Raw genomic sequence first — 22,459 nt, forward strand, 5'->3', positions numbered from 1 at the left:
AGTACCAAAATTAATACATACACAAATGAAAGCATTCTTACTCATCATCCCCCTGTGCTTGCTGATGGCCTGCAGCAAGAAAGATGACCTGGGCAATGTGGAAGATATTCCCGGCCTCGGCGGAGATACCTGGGCCGCTTCTCCATTGGATAAATGGCTGCACGATAGCCTTACCGTGCCTTTTAATATTGCGGTAAAGTATAAATGGGACCAGTTCGAATTTGAACTGAACAAAACATTGGTACCTCCCAAAGAAGAAAAAATAATCCCGGTGATGTCGGCCATTCAGAAAGTATGGATGGACACCTACATCGCGGAAGCAGGCGCGCTCTTCTTTAAAAGATACTGCCCCAAGTATTTTATTCTCTCCGGCAGCGCCAGCTGGAATGAAAACGGCACCATCACCCTGGGTACCGCAGAAGGCGGCCGCAAGGTAGTGCTGTACCTGGTAAATGACTTCCTTACAAAGTCGATGGAAGGTTACAAACCCTCCGATTCCGCCAATGTGAAACAGATGTTCCATGTAATAGAACATGAGTTTGGCCATATCCTGCATCAAACAGTGATGTACCCGGTAGAATTCAAACGGATCTGCGCTGGTTTTTACACCGGCAACTGGAACAACATCTCCGATATGAATGCCCGCCGCGATGGCTTTGTAACACCTTACGCGATGTCGGCCTTTGACGAAGACTTTGTAGAGATGGTATCTACCATGCTGGTAGAAGGAAAGCAAGGCTTTGATGACATCGTAAACAGTATCCCGGAAGGAACCAGCATCAACGGCGTTACCAAAGCAGAAGCACAGTCGAGGCTGCGGCAGAAGGAAGCAATGGTGGTCAGCTATTTCCTCACGGTATGGCATATCAATTTTTATAGCCTTCAAACCCGCACCAGGAAAGAAATTAATCAGTTACTCTATTAAAACAAAAGACTCCGAAGGAGTAAAAATAATAGTATGAGAAATAATCTGATCTGCTTATTCTTCATCATCACCGGGATGTTTGCCTGTAAAAAGGAAACAGACCCTTTGTTTGATAAATCACCGGACGAACGTATCAACGATACATTGGCCCGTTACCAGCAGGTGCTTACAACCGCGCCTTATGGCTGGAAAGCGTTCGTATATCCCGCGGGCGTTCCGGGCAGTGTATTTGGTTTTTATTTTAGTTTCTCGGATGCTAACCGTGTGCAGATGTATTCCGACTTTGATGCCGCCAGCACCGGAACAATGCGCGAAAGCAGCTGGCGCCTGAAAGCCTTGCAGCAACCCTGCCTGCTGTTTGACACCTACTCTTACCTGCATGTGCTTTCCGATCCGGACGCCGGTCAGAATGGCGGGCAATACGGCCAGGGCCTGGGTTCCGATTTTGAATTCGCGATTAACGGTGCTGTGGGCGATACCGTTTGGCTGACCGGCCGTTTCCATGGCAGTAAAGCCATATTGGTGAAGGCCACGCAACAGGATAAGGATAATTATCTCCAGCACCGGATCAATCGCTCTATCGACAGTATCAGCGCTATACTTACCTATTTTCATAAGTTAACGATAGGCACCAGCCGCTATGATATCAGCATCAATCCATACCTGCACCGGGTAAATTTTACCTGGATCGCCAATGGTAAAGTACAGCAGGCAACTATCGGTTACGTGTACACGCCGGGCGGTATTTCTTTAATGCCGGCGTTTACAGACAGTACCATCACTATCAGCAGCTTCGACCAGGTGAAGTGGGAAAACGGCGCTATTACTTTTACGGTCAATGGCAAAGCTGCCGCCATCAGTGAAACGGTAACGCCGTTGGCAATTGATGCCGCGGCGCCCAGGAGATGGTACCAGCACGCGTTGCAGAATGAAAGCTACTGGGCTACCTACTATGGCTTTCATGTAAACGGAAAGGATGATGCCTGCGGTATCACCGGTCTGCCGGCCTATGCCTTCCTTACTTACTATCCCCAGATAGATGGTCCCGGTACTTCGCTGGACTTACTTGGCTTTGTTGTAAGGCGGGAAACCGGCGGGAATGTAATCTCTTACGGACCGGGCTATGACGCACCCACCTTTACCCAGGATGGCAGGATCATTTTTAATGATAACGGCTTGTATGGCAGTTTACCCGCCGACAGAACCGCTATCAATAAAACGAGATCTCTGATGGCCGATCCGGCGGGGTTCTACCTGGTACAAACCAGTTCCCTTACCTACGACATGGTAAATGCCCGCGATGGTAAATCATGGATCAACTGGCAGGGATTCTAAATGCATTCAACCAAAATTCAAATAACCTCATATGAGAAATTGTACTGTTCATTATCTATATAAAACAACATTACTTGTAGGAGTATTGCTGATGCTGGCATGCCGGCTATCGGCACAAACGGATATCAGCATTGGTCAGAGTACTTCCGGTAACACCAACACGGGATATCCGTGCCCGTTACAGGATTACTATGAAGGCACCAGGACCCAATACCTGTACCGCGCTTCAGAACTGCATGCAGCAGGGATGAATGCCGGTGTTATCAGCGGGCTGAAATACAAGGTGCTCAATCTCAATGGTACAGACACTATTGAGCAGTATACCATTAAAATTGGTACTACCACCGATACCTCGCTGGACAACAGCACCTGGGTGCCCATCACCAACCAGGTGTTTGGTCCCGTTAATTACCTTCCGCAAACCGGCACCAATGTTTTTCCCTTTGTCTCCGGCTTTTTCTGGAATGGTACAGATAACATTGTAGTGGAAATATGTAACGGCGCACCTGATTCAGATACCCGCCTTACCTACACCAACAACCCGGAAGTACCTTATACAACAGGGCTTCCCTTTGATGCTTCACATACTTACCGCTCCGACGGATTGAATTATTTATGTGGTACCACCAACACCGATAATACCGGTTCTATGACCACCCGTCCGGATGTGATCTTTTCCTGGACGCCGGCCGTAGCCTGTACCGGTACACCCACCGCAGGAACGGCTACTGCCGGTTCATCAACCGTTTGCATGAACGGGCAGGTGATTATAACATTGTCCGGCACCACCGTCGCTTCAGGTATTAAGTATCAATGGCAGAAGTCCACTGATAATACTACCTGGACCAACATGCCCAACGATACTACCAACCGGCTTGTAACCACACAGCCGGCCACCAGCTACTACCGCTGTAACGTAACCTGTGTCACTTCCAATACCACTGTTACCTCCAACGCTGTAACAGTCACTTCTCCGCTGCCGGTGTCAGGCGTCTTCAATATTAATAAGGCCCTGCCTACCGGTGGTAATAACTTTGCCTCCTTTAATGACGCATACAACTTTATTAAGTGTGGTATCAATAACGCGGTAGTATTTAACGTAGCTCCAGGCAGCGGTCCTTATACCGAACAGCTGCTCATCACACCTGTGCCGGGCGCTTCTGCTATCAATACCATTACCTTTAACGGTAACGGCAACACGCTTACCTTTGCAGGCACTTCTTCAGCACCGGCAGTGATCCGGTTGTCGGACGCCGACTATTTTACCTTTAATAACCTGGTGATAAAAACCAGTGGTACCAGCAACGGATGGGGCGTACATCTCACGAATGATGCCGATTACAACACCATCAAAAACTGTACGTTCCTGCTGGATTCTACTGCCAGTACTAGCAGTAACGCAGGTATCGTCATCAGCAGCTCGCTCACTTCGGCAACTACTACCGGAGAGGCGAAATGCGATTTTAATATCTTCTCTGATAATACTATCAACGGCGGGTACTATGGAATTGCGTTAACCGGCAGCAATACCTTTGCAAACGGTAATAATAAAGTTACCGGCAATAAGATCAGCAATTTCTATAATTACGGTATCTATGTAACCGGTTCCTTTAATACGCTGATAGAAAATAATACGATCAGCCGGCCGGCGCGTACCGGTGTAGGTACGTTCTATGGTATCTATTTTACAAATCTCAGTACAAAGGCAAACGTTACCCGTAATATCATCAGCAATCCCTTTGGTGGCGCTCCCAACAGCACCAGTGCAGCTTATGGCATTTACTTCAGCAGTACCGATGCACTCGCGCAGCTGGAAAACGTGGTAAGCAATAACCTGATGTATAATTATACTGGTAAGGGAGATGCTTATGGTATTTACAATTCAGGGTCCGACAACGTTTGGTATTACCATAATACTATTGCGCTGGATGGAAGCTCTACTACAGGTACTACCTATACTGCCCGCGGCTTTTATCAAACATCCAAAGCCGATGGTATAGAGTTTTTAAATAACCTCATTGCGGTAACGCGTGGTGGTGGCGGCAGTAAATATTGTATTTATTTCGGTGCTACCAATGGTACTATTCATGCCAACAGGAATGATTACTACCTGGCAGCCAGCGGCGGTACCAGCAATGTGGGCTACTTTGGCGCTAATAACGCGGCACTTCTCGACTGGCAAACCGCTTCTTTACAGGACAGCAACTCAGTAAGTTCCAATCCGCTGTTTGTATCTGTTACTACCGGTAACTATCAGCCGGCGAATGCTTCTATCGATAATAAAGGTTTACCGGTAAATATTACGGTAGATATTAATAATGCAGTAAGAAGCGCCTCCACACCTGATATCGGTGCTTATGAATTTACACCCGGTCCCTGCATTAACCCGCCGCTGGCAGGTAATGCGCAGGTAAGCCCATCGGTGATTTGTGTAAACAGGAAAGTGGCTTTGTCACTCACCGATAATTCTATCGGGCTCGGACAAACCTACCAGTGGCAAAGATCAGCCACCGCTACGGGCACATACACCAACATCGGTAATGTGCTTACCAACCCGGATACAGTTATCACCGCGGTTACAACATCCTATTACCGTGTAGCCGTTACATGTAGTGGTAATACGGCTTACTCGCAGCCAATACTGCTTACAGTAAACCAGGCATTCCCCGGCGGAGGTTATACCATCAATAAAAACGCCCCAGCCAGCACTACTAACTTTATCAGCTTCAACGCTGCCAAAGCGGCTATGGAATGCGGTATACAAGGTCCTGTGGTAATGAATGTGGTAGCCGGCTCCGGTCCTTACCTGGAACAGCTGATCCTGGATTCTATCGCAGGCACCTCTGCTATTAATACCATCACCTTTAACGGTAACGGCAATACGATAAAATTTGCGCCTTCCGATAATAATGAAAGAGCCGTGATAAAACTGCGTGGCGCCGATCATATTACGTTCGACAGCCTCACTATAGATGCTACCAGCGACGACTATGGATATGGTGTGCAAATGCTCAATAATGCAGATAGCAACGCCATCCGCCGTTGTAACATCATCATCGATCAAACCGGTACCTATAATGAATTTGCCGGTATCGTGATCAACGGCAGCGAATCCAGTCCCACCACCGGCACCGGTAACGACTGTGATGGTAACATCATCACAAAAAATACCATCACCGGCGGATACAATGGTGTGCTCATCTATGGCGCTACTGCTTCTGTTCCTACCCGCAATACCATTAGCTACAACGTCATAAAAGAGTTTTATGAAACAGGTATTACGGTAAGCTATACCACCAACACCCTGATAGATCATAATGATATTTCCAGACCGGGCCGTGACAATAACAGTTACTCCGTGTATGGTATTAGCGTTGATAACAAAGGGGCAGATGTGGTGATAAGTAACAACCGTATCCACAACCTGCTGGGTGGCGCACCAAATAGCACCTCCACTGTTTACGGTATGGAGTTCTCCTATGCAGATGCAACTGCTACCAATCCGGCGAAAGTTTTCAATAACGTGATCTATGATTTCCGTGGTCAGAGTACGCAGTATGGCCTCTCCAACTACAGCGCCGACTATGTATACTACTATCACAACACGGTTGCGCTGAATGATCTTAAGAATACCTCTTCCAACGGAACTACCGGCTTCTATCAGTCAGGCACTGCTACCGGTATCCAGTTCTTTGATAATATTCTTGATGTCAGCAGATCCGGTAAAGGAAACAGAACCGGTTTAAGCATCGGCACCAGCACCGCGCTTACTTCCAATTACAATGATATTTATGTAAAAAGCAATTTCAATACAGCTTATATAGGTGGTAATTATCCTACGCTGGCTGCATGGACAGCCGCTACCAAACTGGATAGCAACTCCTTGTCCATACAGCCTGTGTTTGCAGATCCTGTTGCAGGTAACTATGCCACCGTTATTTCTCCGTTGGATAATACCGGTAAGCCGGTAGGCATTACCACGGATATCCTCGGTGTAACCAGGAGCACTACCAAACCGGATATGGGTGCTTACGAAGTGAGTGTTCCCAATTGCAGCAAACCAGTGGTACCGGGTACTTCAACCGTATTCCCGCTTACACCGGTGTGTATGGGTACCGATATCAAACTGGACCTTACCGGCAACAGCACGGGTGGCACACAAACCTACCAGTGGCAACGTTCTGCTACTGCTACAGGCCCGTGGGTAATTGCCAGCGATTCACAATATGTGAGTGTATTTAATACTACCATCGGGGTAGAAAACTACTACCGCTGCTTAATTATATGCGGAGGTACGGACAGCGCTTATTCTACTGTAGTAAAGGCTAACCTGAACCCGCCATTGCTGGCAGGTACTTATACCATCAATCCGGCAGCGCCTACCAGTCTTACTAACTTCCAGTCGTTCAGCAGTGCTGTATCCAAACTGGAATGCGGTATAGCCGGTCCCGTTACTTTCCTCGCAAAGGCAGGCACCTATACAGAGCAGATCACCATGCATCATATCCCTGGTGCTTCTGCAGTAAACAGGGTAACCTTCCGGAGTGAAACAAACAGCGCCGCTGCGGTAACGCTTACCTACGCCGGTACATCTGCCTTGAATTATGTGTTGCAGCTGGACAGTGTGGATTACGTCACCTGGAGGGCTATCACTATTAAACCAGCAGGTACCACCAACGCGAGAGCAGTGGTATATGCTAAAGAATCTTCGTACGACAGTATCGTTAATTGCGCTATTCCTTTGCCGGTTAGCACCAGCACCGGTACCGCCGTAAGTGGTGTGTACGCCGACGAATGTATCGGTATTGGCAACGTGATCACCGGTAATACCATCACCAACGGATCGAATGGTGTTTACTGGGAAGGCAGTTACAGCGCTATTACACGCGGACTTACACTGGATAGCAATATTATAGAGAAACCGTATTCAAACGGTTTGTATGTAGAGTATGCCGACAGCCTCATGATCCGGCGCAACCAGGTGAACCTCAGCGGCAATATGGCAGCTGATGCCTATGGTATCTATACAGATAACACCAACGGTTACACGATTTCTGGGAATAAAGTTAAAGTGACCAACACCACCGATGATGTTCACGGAATATACCTCTACTATGCTACTTCCGATGCCGGTGTGAAAGGCATTGTATCCGGAAACCGCATTACAGCAAGAGGAAACATTACCGGGGAAGTCCGCGCACTGGAACTTTACCAGGCAGATGGCGCCACTGTTTCCAATAACGTGATCAGCGTGAAAGCCAATGGAGTGAATGCCTATGGTATCTATAGCGCAAGCAGTTCCAACCTCAACTACTATAATAACTCGGTACTGAACAGCTCCACTGCCACCGGCGATAACTATGCCGCGTACTTCAATCATACCGCATCTTACTATGGTAATGTTAAAGTGAAGAATAACATTTTTGCTTCAGATACCAGTGGTGTCGCCATGTATATCGCTAACCCGCTGTACATGAAGAGCGATTATAATACCCTGTATACAAAAGGCACGGTGCTGGTGAAACAGCAGACGCCTGCGGGCAGCTATGCCACGTTGCATGATTACATTGCCGCAGATACGCTGGATATAAATTCTATTGTTTACAAACCAGCATTTACGGATGATACCACCCTGCAACCAGCCATTGCTATCCCGGATGTATGGGCTATTCATGGCCGTGGTGTGCAGATAGAAGGTAACGATAAGGACATCAACGGCGCCGTCAGGGCAGTTAAGCTCACAGAAGGCGTACCGGATATGGGCGCTTACGAATTCCTGCCTACTGCTGTACCACCGGCACTCCCGGCATTCCCGGCCATACCGGCTCCGGGCGTTACGCAAACATTTATGTTTGGTACGGATACGGTAACAAAAATTACCTGGAACCCGGGCACGGCTATACCTAACAATATAGCGGTAAGACGCTACTCCGGTATCAGGCCGCCAAACCTGGCTACCGGCAGGGACTTTATGTATTTCTATACTGATGTGGATGTAACACCGGCTAATGGTCAGTATAACTTCAACATCGATCAGTTCTATATCGATCCATGGCAGGGTTATATCAGGCGCCAGAAGGATATCCGGATGGGCCGCACCGATAGTGCCAACGCATGGATCGTAGATTCGCTGAGCCATGTATATGATATCCCGAATGTAATCAGGGATAGCTCGGTACACTTCCTGGATAAATTTACCGGTCTCAATGGCGGTACGGTTACTTCACAATTGCTGCAGCCGGCCGACAGTTCCAACCGTGGTACCCGCTTCTGGGTGGGTTATGGCCATCACCAGTTCTTCTCCGGGGATAACTCGCAGAACATGGTGCTGTACCTCAATGCACAGGATTCTTCTAACGTAACAGTACGTATTAATGGTACCAGCTGGGAAAGAGTGTATCACATTCCTGCCAACAAAACCATCACTACCGAAATAATACCAAAGAGTGGCCTGAGCGATGCCCGCCTGATAGAAGAAGGATTATCAGATAAAGGTATCAGCATAGAAAGTGATGTGCCCATTGTTGCCTACGCACATATTTATGGCAGTGCCTCTTCCGGCGCCACCATGCTGCTGCCGGTAGGTACCTATGGCTATGAATATGCTACGCTGTCGTCCAGGCAGAATTACAGCACAGACACCTATTCCTGGTTCTATGTAATAGCGGACTATGATAATACAAAAGTGGAAATCACACCTTCAGTGCCTACGCTGGCAGGTAAACCTGCCAATACAACGTTTACGGTTACACTGAATAAAGGTGAAGTGTACCAGGTACTGGGCGCCATGATGCCAGGCGGTGGCAGCGAAGGCTACGACTTGTCCGGCAGTCATGTGAGATCAGTGATCAATGAAGATGGAAAATGCTACCCGATGGCGGTGTTCTCCGGCAGCAGCCGTACCGGCATTGGCTGCGGCATCGAAACCGGCGGTTCAGGCGATAACCTGATCCAGCAGAACTTCCCGTCGCAGGCATGGGGCAGAAAGTATCTTACAGCACCTACTTCCTCCAGCGGCTCGGCCAGTTCGTTCATGACCAACATCTACCGTGTGCTGGTGAAAGACCCTGCCACTGTAGTGAAAATAAACGGCGCCACTTTAACAGGCCTGATCAACAACCGGTTCTACCAGTTTGAAAGCGGCACGGCTGATAATATTGAAGCCAACCAGCCTATCATGGTGGCACAGTATATGTCCTCCAGCGGAAGCTGCCCCAACACCAGCGGCAACGGGGATCCGGAAATGATTTACCTGAGCCCGGTAGAACAGGGCATTAAAAGGGTAGGACTATACCGCAATACACGGGAGGCTATCACTGTCAACTATCTTACCCTCATTATACCTACGGGAGGCGTATCCTCCCTGCTGATCGACGGTAGCGCTACTTTCGATCATACCTATCCGCATCCTAACGCTGCCGGATATACGGTAGTGGTGAAACGCTGGCCGGCTGCTCCGGCACAGTGTACCGTAACCAGCGATTCTGCCTTTACGGCCGTAACCTACGGCCTTGGTAGTGTAGAAAGCTATGGTTACAACGCTGGTACCCTGGTGAAAAACCTGAACATCCTGCCTTCATTCAACAACGTAATGAATAACAGCGGTCAGAACAACACCTACACCTGCGCTAAAACACCATTCCGTTTCTCCATGCTCATACCGGTGAAACCAACGGCGATTACCTGGAAATTCAGCCAGGTAGCCAGCCTTGCGCCTAAAACCGATATTGTGCAAAACAACCCGGTACCAGTGGATTCTGTGATCAGCAACGACCGGAAATACTATCGCTTTACCGTACCGGCTGATTACATCTTCAGCAAACCAGGTTTGTATGAAGTGCCTATCCTGATTTCACATCCGGATATAGAAAGCTGCAGCAACAGTTTTGAAAGCATCCTGCAGATAAAAGTAATCCCTGCGCCGGTGGTTGATTTCAGCGTTGACTATACCGGATGCCTGAACGACGGCGCCCTGTTCAAAGGCACTGCCACTACCAGCAACGGTGTGGGTATCAGCACCTGGAAATGGAGTTTTGCCGATTCTACCGTGTCGTCTGCAAAAGATACCCTGAAGTACTTCAGATACCCGGGCGTGAAAGAAGTGAAACTGAGCATTGTGGCAGCAGAAGGTTGCGTAGGCGATACTACCAAAGAAGTAGAAGTGTATGCGCCGGCGGTGGCTCAACTCGTGAAAGACTCTATGACCGTATGTAACGGCACGGATGTTACCTTGTCTGCAAAGAATCCTGAACCCGGCGTATTGTACAACTGGTACGATGCCCCAACAGGCGGTAACCTGCTGCATACCGGCAACGACTACACGATTAACAACATTGCCGCCGACGGTAATTATTACCTGGAAACACTCACACACGGATGCCCCGGACTGGCACGCGCCAAAGCCATTGTGCATGTATTGCCGGTTCTGGAAACACCGGTGGTAACGGTCGACAGCGTAGGCGTAAACATGATCCGCTTTAAATGGAAGGCAGTTGCCAATGCCACCGGCTACGAAGTATCCCTGGATGGCGGTACCAGCTGGACATTGCCAACATCCGGCAGGGAAGGACTGGTGCATATCGTTAACGGATTACAACCGGTACAGACCGTGAAACTGATTGTGCGTGCGAAAGGTTGCGAAGACAAAGCATCGCTGCCGGCAGAAGGTAAAACCTTACCTGATGGCATCTACATCCCGAATACGTTCACACCTAACAACGATGGCAGAAACGACGTACTGCTGGTGTATGGTTACATCATCAAACAGCTGCACATCACCATTTTTGACCAGTGGGGTGAAAAAGTATTCGAATCCAATAACCAGTCTGTAGGCTGGGATGGCAACTACAAAGGAAAGGCACTGCCTTCCGGCGTATACATCTATGTATGTCATCTTACCCTTACAGATGGAAGTAAAACAGAGAAGAAAGGAGTTATTAACCTGATCCGCTAAAAACAGTTATATGAAAAAAGTAAGCATAGAGAAGTTGTTACTGTTAGTCATTGGGTGTTGGATGTTGCATTGGCCTTGTGCCAATGCAACTATCCGGCCCTTGCGCCAGGACATCGACAGCCTTTTAATGTTGCAGCGATCTGTGAAGGTGTATCCGAACCCGGTTATTTCTTCCCTCACTATACAATCGCGTAAATCCATTCAACAGCTGGTACTCTACGCGATGGATGGCAAAACCATCAAGCGTGTAGCCGTTACCGGTAAAAACAACCAGCTGGATGTACAGGATATCCAGAGAGGAGCTTATATGCTGAATACCATTTTTGCAGATGGTACAACGACGTCGAAAATGATCATCAAACAATAATCATTTCAATATGAAAAATTGAAGAAGATGTCAACCAAACTAATATATATAAAGCGACTTTGCCTTGCCGTATCCCTGACCCTGTTTCAGTTCGTAGCCAATGTTGCATACGCCCAGAATCTTTCCAATAAAGGGAAAGATTTCTGGGTGGGCTACGGACACCACCAGTTCATGGAAATGGGGCAAAGCAATAGCCAGGAAATGATCCTGTACCTGAGTGCAGAGCAACCTGCCACAGTTACAGTGAGCATTACCGGCACCACCTGGACGCGCACGTATAGCATCCCGGCCAATACCGTTATTGCTTCTGACCTGATCCCCAAATCGGGCGCTATAGATGCACGACTGTATTCCCTGCCGCCATCTTTTGGCGGTACCGGCGGTGAAGGTGTTTTTACGGGCAAGTCTATTCACATACAAAGTAACGTGCCCATTGTTGCCTATGCGCATATTTATGGTAGCGCTTCTTCGGGTGCTACGATGCTGATGCCGGAAGAAACGTGGGGCTATTCCTACATCTCTGTAAACAGTATGCAGAACTACGCAGATGACTGTTTCTCCTGGATGTTCGTAATAGCAAATCAGAATAATACCGTAGTGGAAATCACGCCTTCAGTATTAACCCGCAACGGCCGGCCTGCCGGCGTACCGTTTACGGTTACACTAAACCGGGGGGATATTTACCAGCTGGTAGGCGCCTCGCTGGGTGGTGGTGCAGGCCGGCAGCTGACCGGTACTACCATTAAATCGATCGGTAACCCAATGGGACAGTGTTATCCCGTGGCTGTATATTCCGGCAGCAGCCGTACGGCCATCACCTGCAATAACACCGGCAGCAGTGGCGATAATAATATCCAGCAGATTTTCCCGTTCCAGGCATGGGGTAAACGTTATCTCACCGCGCCCACGTCTGAAGATGATATGCCGTCTACTCTCCAGTATAATATTTATAAAGTAGTCGTGAAAGATCCTGCTACCATTGTAAAAAGAAATGGTGTTATCCTTACCGGTCTGATCGCCAATTCCTACTACGAGTTTGTTAGCAATACCGCCGATTATATAGAATCCGATAAACCGGTACTGGTGGCGCAGTTTATGTCATCGTCCGGTGCCTGTGGCAACAATGGCGGATTAGGTGATCCAGAAATGGTGTACCTGAGTCCTATTGAACAGGCCATTAAACGGATTGGTTTTTACCGGAACGACCGTGAGTTTATAGAAACCAACTATCTCACCATGATCATTCCCACAGCCGGCGTTACCTCGCTCAGGATTGACGGCAGCCCGTTGTTCGACTTCTCGTACCCGCATCCTAACCTCAACGGTTATACGGTGGTGGTTAAAAGATGGCCGGCTGCACCTGCACAATGTATTGTGAGCAGCGACTCGGCTTTCACCGCGGTTACCTATGGCCTGGGCAGCGTGGAAAGTTATGGTTATAACGCAGGCACACTGATCAATAACCTCAATGCCGTAGGCTCTATTCACAACAGTTATGATACCTCTAAAACGTCGAATGATTTTACCTGTACCAATACGCCCGTGCAATTATCCATTTTAATGGCGTATAAGCCTACAAAAATGGTATGGCGGCTCAGCACACTCGGCACCGCCATTACGCCAAATGCAGATGTAACAGTCAACGCGCCGGTAAGCACCGGTACGGTACTGATCAACGGGATCACTTATTATAAATACTCTTTACCCGGTACTTACCAGTTCAGCGCTATAGGAGAGTACGATGTGCCGGTGATGTCCACACATCCGAGCATTGAAAACTGTAACAACACAGAGAAGGTGGGATTCACGGTACCCGTGAAAGGAAAGCCGCGTGCGGTAATGACCTACACCTATACCGGGTGTACACTGGATACTGTTTATTTTAAGGGAGATACAAGCCTGAAGGATCCGCTGATAGATCGCTGGCAGTGGGAGTTCCCGGGAGCGGTAAAAGACAGTGGCATACAGGTAGGAAAAGTATTTCCTGTAGGTAATGCTGCCGTAAAGTTAACGGTAATTTCAAGAGATGGCTGTGTGGGAGATACTTCCTTCCAGGTGGCTGCAGTGGCTAAGCCGGTAGCGTCATTTACTACAAACGCCGCGGCATTATGCGAAGGAGGGGTGTTGAAGATTACTGATAACGCTACCTATGGAGGTACAGCGCCTTTAAAGTCGTGGTACTGGAACTTTGGTAATGATTCTGCACTGAATGCCACTACCGGCGCCGTACAAACGATTACCTACAAAGACCATAACACCTACACTATAAAACACGTGGTGAAAGTAAGCAACCTCTGTGTGAGCGACACCGTTTCAAAAACGGTTACGGTATATGCCAAACCCAATCCGCTCTTCGCTTATCCCGGCGATTGCCTCCCGGTAGGCGGCCTGGTACAGTTTACCAGCGGCGCAGTAGTGCCTGATGCGCAAACCATCAGTACACATGCCTGGAACTTCGGGGATGCCTACGCAACAACTGCGAATCCGAATACCTCTGTAGCGAAAGATCCCACGCACGCCTATACGAAGTTTGGCACTTACTCCATTAAGTATAGTGTAACTACCGATAAGGGCTGTACGAAAGATACTACGGTAACGGCTACTTTTAAACTGAAACCACAACTGGCCTATGCTGCCCTGACCGGCGTTTGCGTAAACACGCCCGGTACAATAGCAGTAGGCAAAGCCACTATACAAAATGGCGTGGCCGGTAAAGGCTACTATCGTGGCCCGGCTACGGACTCCACAGGTAACTTCACACCTGCCACCGCAGGTGCCGGTACGCATACCATCTGGTACGTGTTTACCACCGACAGCGGCTGTACCGATTCTATTTCCACTACGCTGGTAGTATATCCTAAACCTACAGCTGCATTCACTGCTACGGCAGGTTTGTGCCTGAGGCAGAGTGCCGTTTTCACTGACCAGTCTACCATCTCCGCCGGAAACATTACCAACTGGAAATGGGACCTGGCCAATGGTACATTGAGAAACAACACCAATAACAATCCGTTTACCATCACTTACCTGAAGGACAGCGTCTACCTCGTGAAGCTGGTGGCAGTGAGTGATCATAATTGCATCAGCGATACCGCCAAAGCCATAGTGGCCGTGCATGAGCTGCCTAAAGCAGATTTCACGTTGCCGGCCAAAGTATGTATGCCGGATGGAACCGCTGCGTTTACCAATCTCACTACAGCAAAAGATAAGTCGGGCCTTTCATATCAGTGGAGTTTCGGCGATGGTGGTACAGGCTCCACAGCAAAAGATCCTGTCTGGCAATACAAGGCCTTTGGACCGTTTGATGTGAAACTGGTGGCTACTACTGCTTATGGTTGTAAAGATTCATCGGCTAAAACATTAAGTGCCTTCTTTGGTCAGCCGGTGGCGTCCTTTAAAGTAACGCCGGATACCCTTTGCCAGGGCGCCGATAATGTATTTGCCGATCAGAGTACAGATCCTACCGGAACCATTAATAAATGGGAGTGGAGCTTTGGTGATGGCACCACTTCTACTGAACAGCATCCGGTAAAAAAATATACGGCACCTGGTGAATACAGTGTGCAGTTGCAGGTAGCAAATCAGTCGGGTTGCGGATCTTCTGCCTATAGCAGTAAGGTGATCGTATACCTCCAGCCGGTGATAGATGCCGGACCATCCTTTGTTGTGCCACAGGGTACTGTTGTGAGCTTCAGGCCTGTGGCCAACGATTCGGTGAACCTCACTTTTGCCTGGGACCCTGCAGCCGACTTCCCCGATCCTACGGTGTTGTCGCCGGTAATTCCCGCTATGCACGATGCCACTTACACACTTACTGCCATCGGCAAGTACGGTTGTATGGCACGTGACGCCATGACGGTGAAAGTGCTGAAGCCCGTTGCGCCGCCAAATGCTTTCTCTCCAAACGGAGATGGTGTAAATGATACCTGGATCATCAGCAACCTGTCTGATTATGCAGAAAGCACCGTGGAAGTATTTAACCGCTATGGACAAAGGATATACCGCTCCACCGGTTATAGTGTACCGTGGGACGGCCGGTTTAAGGGCAACCAGCTGCCACTGGCCACTTACTATTATGTAATTAAGCTCAGGGCAGGTATGGCGCCTATCACGGGCTATGTAACTATTATCAGGTAAAGTAAATCATTCACATAAAATTGTATTGTAAATGAGAACGATCATTGCAACCTTATTCATCTTTGCAGCCACTGTATGCTCCGGTACCCGGTTAATGGCGCAAACCGATCCCCATTTTTCCCAGTACTACGTATATCCGTCGTGGTTAAACCCTGCGCTTACCGGCGTATTTGACGGCGACTACCGCGTGGCGGCAATTTACCGTACCCAGTGGGGAAATATCAGCCCGTTTAAAACATATGGCGTAAGCGGGGAAATACCTACTGCAAAAAATATTAATATAGGCGCCAGCGTATTAAACCAAACTGCCGGCGATGGCGGCTACAATTATACCACCGCCTATGTAAGCGCGGCCTACACCGGTGTAAAACTGGACGCTTCCCATTATCACCAGTTAAACTTTGGCTTGCAGCTCGGCTTTATCCAGCGCAGGTTTGATCCTTCCAAACTCACCTATGGCGAGCAGTGGAATCCTGTTACGGGATACAATCCCGGCAACCCGGTATCGGATGTACTTACCCGCAACTCGGCAGCTTCCTTTGATGCCGGCGCAGGCGCTTTGTATTATGACGCTACCCCCGGGAAGAACTTTAACATCTATGGCGGCGTATCGGTTATGCATCTCACAAAACCACAGGACCAGTTCAGCGCCAAAGGAGATGCCCGTTTCCCGATGCGCTTTAATGTACACGGCGGCGTGAAGTTAACATTGTCGGAAATACTCAGCATTACGCCCAACTTCCTGTTCATGCAGCAGGGACCTGCACAGGAAAAAATGATTGGCGCCTATGGGCAGTTGAATGCCGCCGCGGGAACGGATTTCCTGCTGGGCGTGAACTACCGGTATAAAGATGCCGTGACTACACACGCGGGATTCATCTATAAGAACATGATGCTTGGCGCCAGCTATGATATCAATACCTCCGATCTCAGCAAAATGGCGCATGGCTCCAACAGCTTTGAAATATCCCTTACGTTCATTGGTCGCAGATCGGTAAGAACACCGGATGTAGAATTTGTTTGTCCACGATTGTAATCAACTTTTAAAAGCAACAGGATCTCATGAAAAAAATATTATTTACTTCCGCATTGCTGTTATCCGGTATGATGTCGTTCGCACAGTTTACCTATAACTACCTCAAGGCGGCAGATCAGTACTACAGTAAAGAAGACTACAATTCAGCGGCTACCTATTATGAAAAGTACCTGGGCTCCCGCACCAAAACGGTGAAGCCGGATACCTACAAACCGTATGCCGCCGTGTCTGTGGTAAAGAATAAAACAGTAAAGGTGAGCAGTGAACAACAGGCAGTATATAAGCTGGCAGAGAGTTACCGCAATCTTCATAACTATGGTAAGGCGGCGCCTTATTATGAATCCGTGATGGAACTGGATAAAACCAGTTTCCCACTGGCGTCTTATTACTATGCGGTATCCCTGCGCGCATTGGCTAAGTATGAAGAGGCCACGCAGGCATTTAAAAATTTCCTCGACGGCTATACCGCTAATGATAAATTCACGGAAGCGGCTAAACGCGAATTGCAGAACCTGGAATTTATTACGGCGCAGCTGAATAAAAAAGATCTGTCGGAGTACAGCGTAAAGAAGGCGCCTCCTGCGTTAAATACCACTGGCGCCAGCTATGCGCCTTTGTGGAGCAACGGCAGCACCCTCATCTTTACCTCTACCAGGCCGGATAGTTCTTTTCAAAAAAATCATACCTATATCAACCGCTTATATACCGCCAGCTATGAAGCCGGGCAGGTATCCGGCATCCGCCTGTTAAAGCTGGATCAACCGGAAGGACTACACCAGGGCGCTGCGTGTTTGTCGCCCAACGGAGAGTTGCTATTCCTTACCCGCTGGCATATTGATCATGGTAAGAAAGTGTCGGCCATATATGTGTCGCGTAAAAACGGCGATAACTGGAGCGATCCGGTAGTGATGGATGCACTGGTGAATTCGGCAGGTAATAATACCCAGCAACCGTATTTACTGGAAGATGGTAAAACATTGTTGTACGCCAGCGACAGGGCCGATGGTTACGGTGGTTTCGACTTATGGTATGCCACCATTGATGAATCGGGTAAACCCTTGCAAACAGCTAACCTGGGAGAAGTAATCAACACCGCCGGCAATGAACAGGCGCCATTTTATCATGCCGCTACCAAAACGCTGATCTTCTCTGCGGACAAACGCGTGGGCATGGGAGGGTACGACTTCTTCTCCAGCAAAGGAAATGTAGGTACGTGGAAAGCGCCGGTAAACATGGGTTACCCGGTGAACTCTGTGAAAGATGATATTTATTTTACCAGCAGAAGCAATAATAAAAACCTGCTGGATGAAGTATTGCTGGGTACCGACCGCGCCGCAGAATGCTGCCTGGAGCTGTTCTTTGTACATAAAAACCGTCCGCCGAAACAATTAAGCGGTATCGTGGTATCCTGCGATAATAATACGCCGCTGGCAGGCGCAGCCATTAACGTAATAGATACCATCAGCAATAAAGTGGTATACACGCACACCACCGCCGCCGATGGTAGCTATGCTTTTACCGTGGAAGATTTTTTACCGTTAAAAGCCGTAGCTAACGCAGATGGATATACGACAAATGCGCAGCAGATAACCGTTCCGTTAAACGAAGATACCGCCGATATGACGGTGCCGGTATTGTGCCTGACGAAGCTCGTTACGCCGGAAGCCCCGGTAGTGCTGGAAAACGTGTATTACGATTTCAACAAGGCAACGTTACAGGAAGGTTCATTCCCTTCACTGGATAAACTCGCGGAACTGCTCACCGCCAACCCGGATATGCACATAGAGCTGAGTGCGCACACGGATAGCAAAGGTAAGCCCGCCTTTAACCAGCGCCTGTCGGAAACCCGTGCAAAAACCTGCGTGGAATATCTCGTAAGCAAAGGTATTGACCGCTCCAGGCTTACTTATATAGGCTATGGCGATACGCAGCCGGTAGCGCCCAATACCCTGGAAGATGGTAGTGATAATCCGGAAGGAAGGCAGAAGAACAGGAGAACGGCATTTACCATCATTAAAAAGTAACAGCCCGGCTGTTTAACCCAAAATCACTGATCCATGAAAAACATTGTGCTCACAGGTTTGCTTGTTTTGCTCGTGCATGTTACCCATGCACAGCAACAGCCACATTACACGCAGTATATCATGAATCCTTTCATCATCAACCCGGCATTGGCGGGTATTGAAAACTACTGGGACCTGCGCTTCAGTCACCGGCATCAGTGGGTAGGGATGAAAGGTGCACCGGTAACCACGTATATGACCCTGCAGGGGCCTTTGCGTAAATCGGATTACAGTACCGCGTCGCCCACGGGCTTTGATCCGGAAGGGAGTAATCCCCGCGGAAAAGCCTACTGGCAGGACTATGCCACGCCGCCTCCGCATCCGGGTGTGGGACTCACTGTGCTGAACGACAAAACCGGTCCGCTTAACCGATTTTCCATTAGCGGCGCCTATGCGCATCACATCAATCTTTCTCCCAGAACCAGCGTCAGCGCAGGTATTGGGATCGGCATGCAACAGGTGAGTCTGGATGCCAGCAGGGTGGAATTCTTTGATCCTTCCGATCCAGTACTTGGCACCAGTTCCGGTATACTGAACAAATGGAAGCCGGAAGTAAATGCAGGACTGTGGCTGTACTCGGCAGATTATTTCGCCGGCTTATCCGTCCAGAATATTATCCCGCAGCAAATCGGGTTTGATAATGGCAAAGTAGTAGGCGACTCTGTTTACAGCGGCAAACTGGTGCCACATTTATTCTTTACTACCGGCTACCGGTTATGGATAAACGACGATCTGAATGTGATGCCGTCGGTGATGCTGAAAATGATTACTGCCATGCCGTTCAGTGTAGATGTCAACGCCAGGTTCATGTACCGCGACCGCCTCTGGCTGGGCGCTTCCTACCGTATAAACGACGGAGTGGCGGCTATGTTTGGGGTAAACATCAGCTCACAGTTTAACATCGGCTACTCTTATGACTATACGGCGTCTTCCCTGAATACAGTGAGCAGGGGCACTCATGAAATCATGATCGGTTTCCTGCTGGGTAACAAGTATGGAGATACCTGTCCCCGTAACGTATGGTAGCGGCTATCAATTTTTCATCTTTTCATTTAATCAATAAAAACAAACAAACAATTGTCATTATGAAACAGGTTACACGCTTTATGCCCTATGCATTGATCACTGCGGTTGTATTATTTTTTGCTGCCTGCTCCAAAGATGGAGATCAGGGACCTGCTGGTCCTGCCGGTCCTGTTGGTCCAGGTGGTATTCCCGGAGCTACCGGTCCTAAAGGCGATTCAGGCGCACCCGGTACCGCGAATGTTATTTATTCCACCTGGAAGGATGTGGCGTTTGCACCTGCAGATACCATCTTTAATCAGAATGGCACTATTAACACCATCATATATGGCGCCAGCCTGGATGCTCCGAAGTTAACGGCTCCCTTACTGGCCAACGCGTCTATTAACGTATATATCAATCTCGGTACTGCTGCCAATTCTTTCGTACAAGCGTTGCCGTATGTAGATGAATATGGTTACCTGGTAAGGTTTGTAGCCTCTGTCGGCGCCATCGACCTGCTTGCGAATGCACCTATCAGTACCACTACTACGGATAAACGTTATCAATACAGGTATGTAATTATTCCCGGTGGTGTGTCTGCAAGATCTGCGGCAGGTATCGACTGGAACGACTACAGCCAGGTAAAAAAATATTTAAATCTCAAGGACTAGGTTGGCTAATACAACCACCAGTATATAAAAGGGCTGCCCTGTTCAGGGTGGCCCCCATCTGAAAACATTCATTGACCAAAATTTATGAAACCGTGTATGAACCCATATAGTGACCTTACGGATCAGGAGTTGATCCGCCTGTATATTGCAGGAAACAACCCAGCCTTTACCGCATTGGTATACCGCCATAAGAACAGGATCTTTACTACTATTGTTTTACTTGTGAGAGACAGAAGCCTGGCAGAAGATATTTTCCAGGAAGTATTTATAAAGATAGTGAACGCATTGCAATCGGGACACTATGTTGATAACAGCCGGTTCCTGGCGTGGGCGGTAAGGATTGCCCATAACGCCTGTATCAGTCATTTCAGGAAAGCTAATCAACGGCAAAGCACCATAGTCACCTACAACGATGACCTGGGCGATTACATGGAGGTTACGGAACACAGCCAGGAGTACCGCATGATCCGGGCGGAGGTGACCGAAGAAATAAACAGGATGCTCGACCGTTTGCCCGGACTGCAGCGCGAAGCCCTGATCCTGCGGTATTACGCCGATCTGAGTTATAAGGAAATGGCGCAAACCATTGGCATCAGCATTAATACAGCACTGGGAAGGGTACGGTACGCATTGATGAATTTAAGAAAACAGGTCGGTGTTGAAGACCTCGTATCTGTATAATCCTGCGGGTTAAACTAATTCTCTTAGCATGTTGAAAGCCGGCGCTTTTTCGTTAATTTCATTATACGGATTAACGAAAACAGTATCCCCATGTATACCCGAAATAGCCCCCAGGAACGTACCTTTCGCAGCAATGCGGATCACATAGCAGGCAGGAATGGTATCTCTCAATATGCGCCGGTCCAGCGAAAGTTTATTTATCAAGGTACAGAGGAGGAACCCACCATCAGTGATATCATTGCATTGAATCCTGCACTGTTTGAACCAAACTATGGTTTAATACAGGTACTGATGCGGGAGCCCAAAGTATATCCGCTGGAGAAAGGTAAAGAGGCGCAAGCTATTGAACACTACATCAGTGAATTTAAGGGTAAGGAAGATGGGGGCCTGCCAAAGATCATTCATTTCATCTGGATAGGAGGCTCCATGCCCGGAAGCGGGAAAACGAATGTACTTGCCTGGAAGGAAAGAAATCCTGCTGCGCAGATCTGGTTGTGGTCTGATAGCCGCTGGCGCGACCGGACTAATCATATACAAAATGGTTTTGGAGATATGTCTGTCTGGGCTGGCGAGCATGGAATCATTATTAAAGATATTTCTGCCGACAACAGCATCTTTACAGAACATTATCAGAAGGAGGCCGGCTATATTAAAAGAGCACCTGCTGATCCAAATGATACATGGACCAATTTTGGCACTGCATCCGACCTGGCGCGTTACAGTATTCTCAGTAAGTATGGCGGCATTTATTCAGACAGCGATCTTGGTTTCCGAAAGAATACGGAGGAAGGTGGTGCATCCGGCGGTTCGGCTGAAGTGGAACATCCTGATTTGTTTGAAGAAGTAAAAAAGAAGATCTATAAAACCGGCATGCTCTCCCATAACAGGTCGGAAGCAAAAAAAGCCACCAACGACCTGATCGCTTCATTACCAGGTGCGGAGAATATAAGTCTTATCAGCGCCAATGCAGAGAAGAAATTGAACGAGTTATATGCAGATGGCGACAGGCTTAAAGAGTATCCTGACGCTTCAGGTGATAACCCTTTGTATAGCCCCCGGGGATTAGAAACAATGGGCTCTACAGGTCCGGAGGGAATGAGAGAAACATTAAGAACCAACAGCAGGACAAGAGGAATCCCCCGCAATATCCCCATGGGAAATAAAAAGTACTTCAGTGAGGCAATGGAAAATAAAATATCGGCAGACGATCTGTCTATTAAAGTCCCTTCATTGGCGGTCAGTGATTTTGAAGGAAGCGATATGTCCTGGCTGAAGTAGCAGTAAGG

11 protein-coding genes are annotated in these 22,459 nt (G+C 48.4%); all 11 read left to right on the forward strand.

Going from position 1 to position 22,459, the window contains the following annotated elements:
- Window positions 1–25: 25 nt before the first annotated feature.
- Window positions 26–925, forward strand: coding sequence for a zinc-binding metallopeptidase (locus V7S65_RS06440; protein WP_079467651.1), 900 nt, complete (start codon window positions 26–28; stop codon window positions 923–925).
- A gap of 33 nt (window positions 926–958) precedes the next feature.
- Window positions 959–2,260, forward strand: a complete 1,302-nt coding sequence (locus V7S65_RS06445) for a DUF4302 domain-containing protein (protein WP_336388811.1) — start codon at window positions 959–961, stop codon at window positions 2,258–2,260.
- Between the two features lie 31 nt (window positions 2,261–2,291).
- Window positions 2,292–11,213, forward strand: coding sequence for a right-handed parallel beta-helix repeat-containing protein (locus V7S65_RS06450; RefSeq protein ID WP_336388810.1), 8,922 nt, complete (start codon window positions 2,292–2,294; stop codon window positions 11,211–11,213).
- 10 nt (window positions 11,214–11,223) lie between these two features.
- A complete protein-coding gene (locus V7S65_RS06455) occupies window positions 11,224–11,580 on the forward strand; it encodes a T9SS type A sorting domain-containing protein (RefSeq protein ID WP_336388809.1) in 357 nt (118 codons plus the stop codon).
- Between the two features lie 27 nt (window positions 11,581–11,607).
- Window positions 11,608–15,717 carry a PKD domain-containing protein gene (locus V7S65_RS06460; protein WP_336388808.1) on the forward strand — a complete coding sequence of 1,370 codons (4,110 nt, stop codon included), beginning with the start codon at window positions 11,608–11,610 and terminating at the stop codon, window positions 15,715–15,717.
- Between the two features lie 31 nt (window positions 15,718–15,748).
- Window positions 15,749–16,753, forward strand: coding sequence for a PorP/SprF family type IX secretion system membrane protein (locus V7S65_RS06465; RefSeq protein WP_079467646.1), 1,005 nt, complete (start codon window positions 15,749–15,751; stop codon window positions 16,751–16,753).
- A gap of 26 nt (window positions 16,754–16,779) precedes the next feature.
- Complete coding sequence (locus V7S65_RS06470) at window positions 16,780–18,777, forward strand: OmpA family protein (RefSeq protein ID WP_336388807.1); 1,998 nt, start codon at window positions 16,780–16,782, stop codon at window positions 18,775–18,777.
- 33 nt (window positions 18,778–18,810) lie between these two features.
- Window positions 18,811–19,842, forward strand: a complete 1,032-nt coding sequence (locus tag V7S65_RS06475) for a PorP/SprF family type IX secretion system membrane protein (RefSeq protein ID WP_336388806.1) — start codon at window positions 18,811–18,813, stop codon at window positions 19,840–19,842.
- Between the two features lie 59 nt (window positions 19,843–19,901).
- Window positions 19,902–20,492 carry a hypothetical protein gene (locus tag V7S65_RS06480; RefSeq protein ID WP_336388805.1) on the forward strand — a complete coding sequence of 197 codons (591 nt, stop codon included), beginning with the start codon at window positions 19,902–19,904 and terminating at the stop codon, window positions 20,490–20,492.
- Between the two features lie 96 nt (window positions 20,493–20,588).
- Window positions 20,589–21,173: an RNA polymerase sigma factor gene (locus V7S65_RS06485; RefSeq protein WP_336388804.1), complete on the forward strand. Its 585-nt coding sequence runs from the start codon at window positions 20,589–20,591 to the stop codon at window positions 21,171–21,173.
- 90 nt (window positions 21,174–21,263) lie between these two features.
- Window positions 21,264–22,451: a glycosyltransferase gene (locus V7S65_RS06490; protein ID WP_336388803.1), complete on the forward strand. Its 1,188-nt coding sequence runs from the start codon at window positions 21,264–21,266 to the stop codon at window positions 22,449–22,451.
- Window positions 22,452–22,459: the final 8 nt, after the last annotated feature.

The sequence above is a fragment of the Chitinophaga sp. CCNWYY40 genome (assembly GCF_037483205.1).
In the GTDB taxonomy this organism is placed as follows: Bacteria; Bacteroidota; Bacteroidia; order Chitinophagales; family Chitinophagaceae; genus Chitinophaga; species Chitinophaga ginsengisegetis.

Excerpts from the sequence above, each read along its gene's own strand:
- V7S65_RS06440 (WP_079467651.1), top strand. The coding sequence starts at position 26 with ATGAAAGCATTCTTACTCATCATCCCCCTGTGCTTGCTGATGGCCTGC.
- V7S65_RS06445 (WP_336388811.1), top strand. The coding sequence starts at position 959 with ATGAGAAATAATCTGATCTGCTTATTCTTCATCATCACCGGGATGTTT.
- V7S65_RS06450 (WP_336388810.1), top strand. The coding sequence starts at position 2,292 with ATGAGAAATTGTACTGTTCATTATCTATATAAAACAACATTACTTGTA.
- V7S65_RS06455 (WP_336388809.1), top strand. The coding sequence starts at position 11,224 with ATGAAAAAAGTAAGCATAGAGAAGTTGTTACTGTTAGTCATTGGGTGT.
- V7S65_RS06460 (WP_336388808.1), top strand. The coding sequence starts at position 11,608 with ATGTCAACCAAACTAATATATATAAAGCGACTTTGCCTTGCCGTATCC.
- V7S65_RS06465 (WP_079467646.1), top strand. The coding sequence starts at position 15,749 with ATGAGAACGATCATTGCAACCTTATTCATCTTTGCAGCCACTGTATGC.
- V7S65_RS06470 (WP_336388807.1), top strand. The coding sequence starts at position 16,780 with ATGAAAAAAATATTATTTACTTCCGCATTGCTGTTATCCGGTATGATG.
- V7S65_RS06475 (WP_336388806.1), top strand. The coding sequence starts at position 18,811 with ATGAAAAACATTGTGCTCACAGGTTTGCTTGTTTTGCTCGTGCATGTT.
- V7S65_RS06480 (WP_336388805.1), top strand. The coding sequence starts at position 19,902 with ATGAAACAGGTTACACGCTTTATGCCCTATGCATTGATCACTGCGGTT.
- V7S65_RS06485 (WP_336388804.1), top strand. The coding sequence starts at position 20,589 with ATGAACCCATATAGTGACCTTACGGATCAGGAGTTGATCCGCCTGTAT.
- V7S65_RS06490 (WP_336388803.1), top strand. The coding sequence starts at position 21,264 with ATGTATACCCGAAATAGCCCCCAGGAACGTACCTTTCGCAGCAATGCG.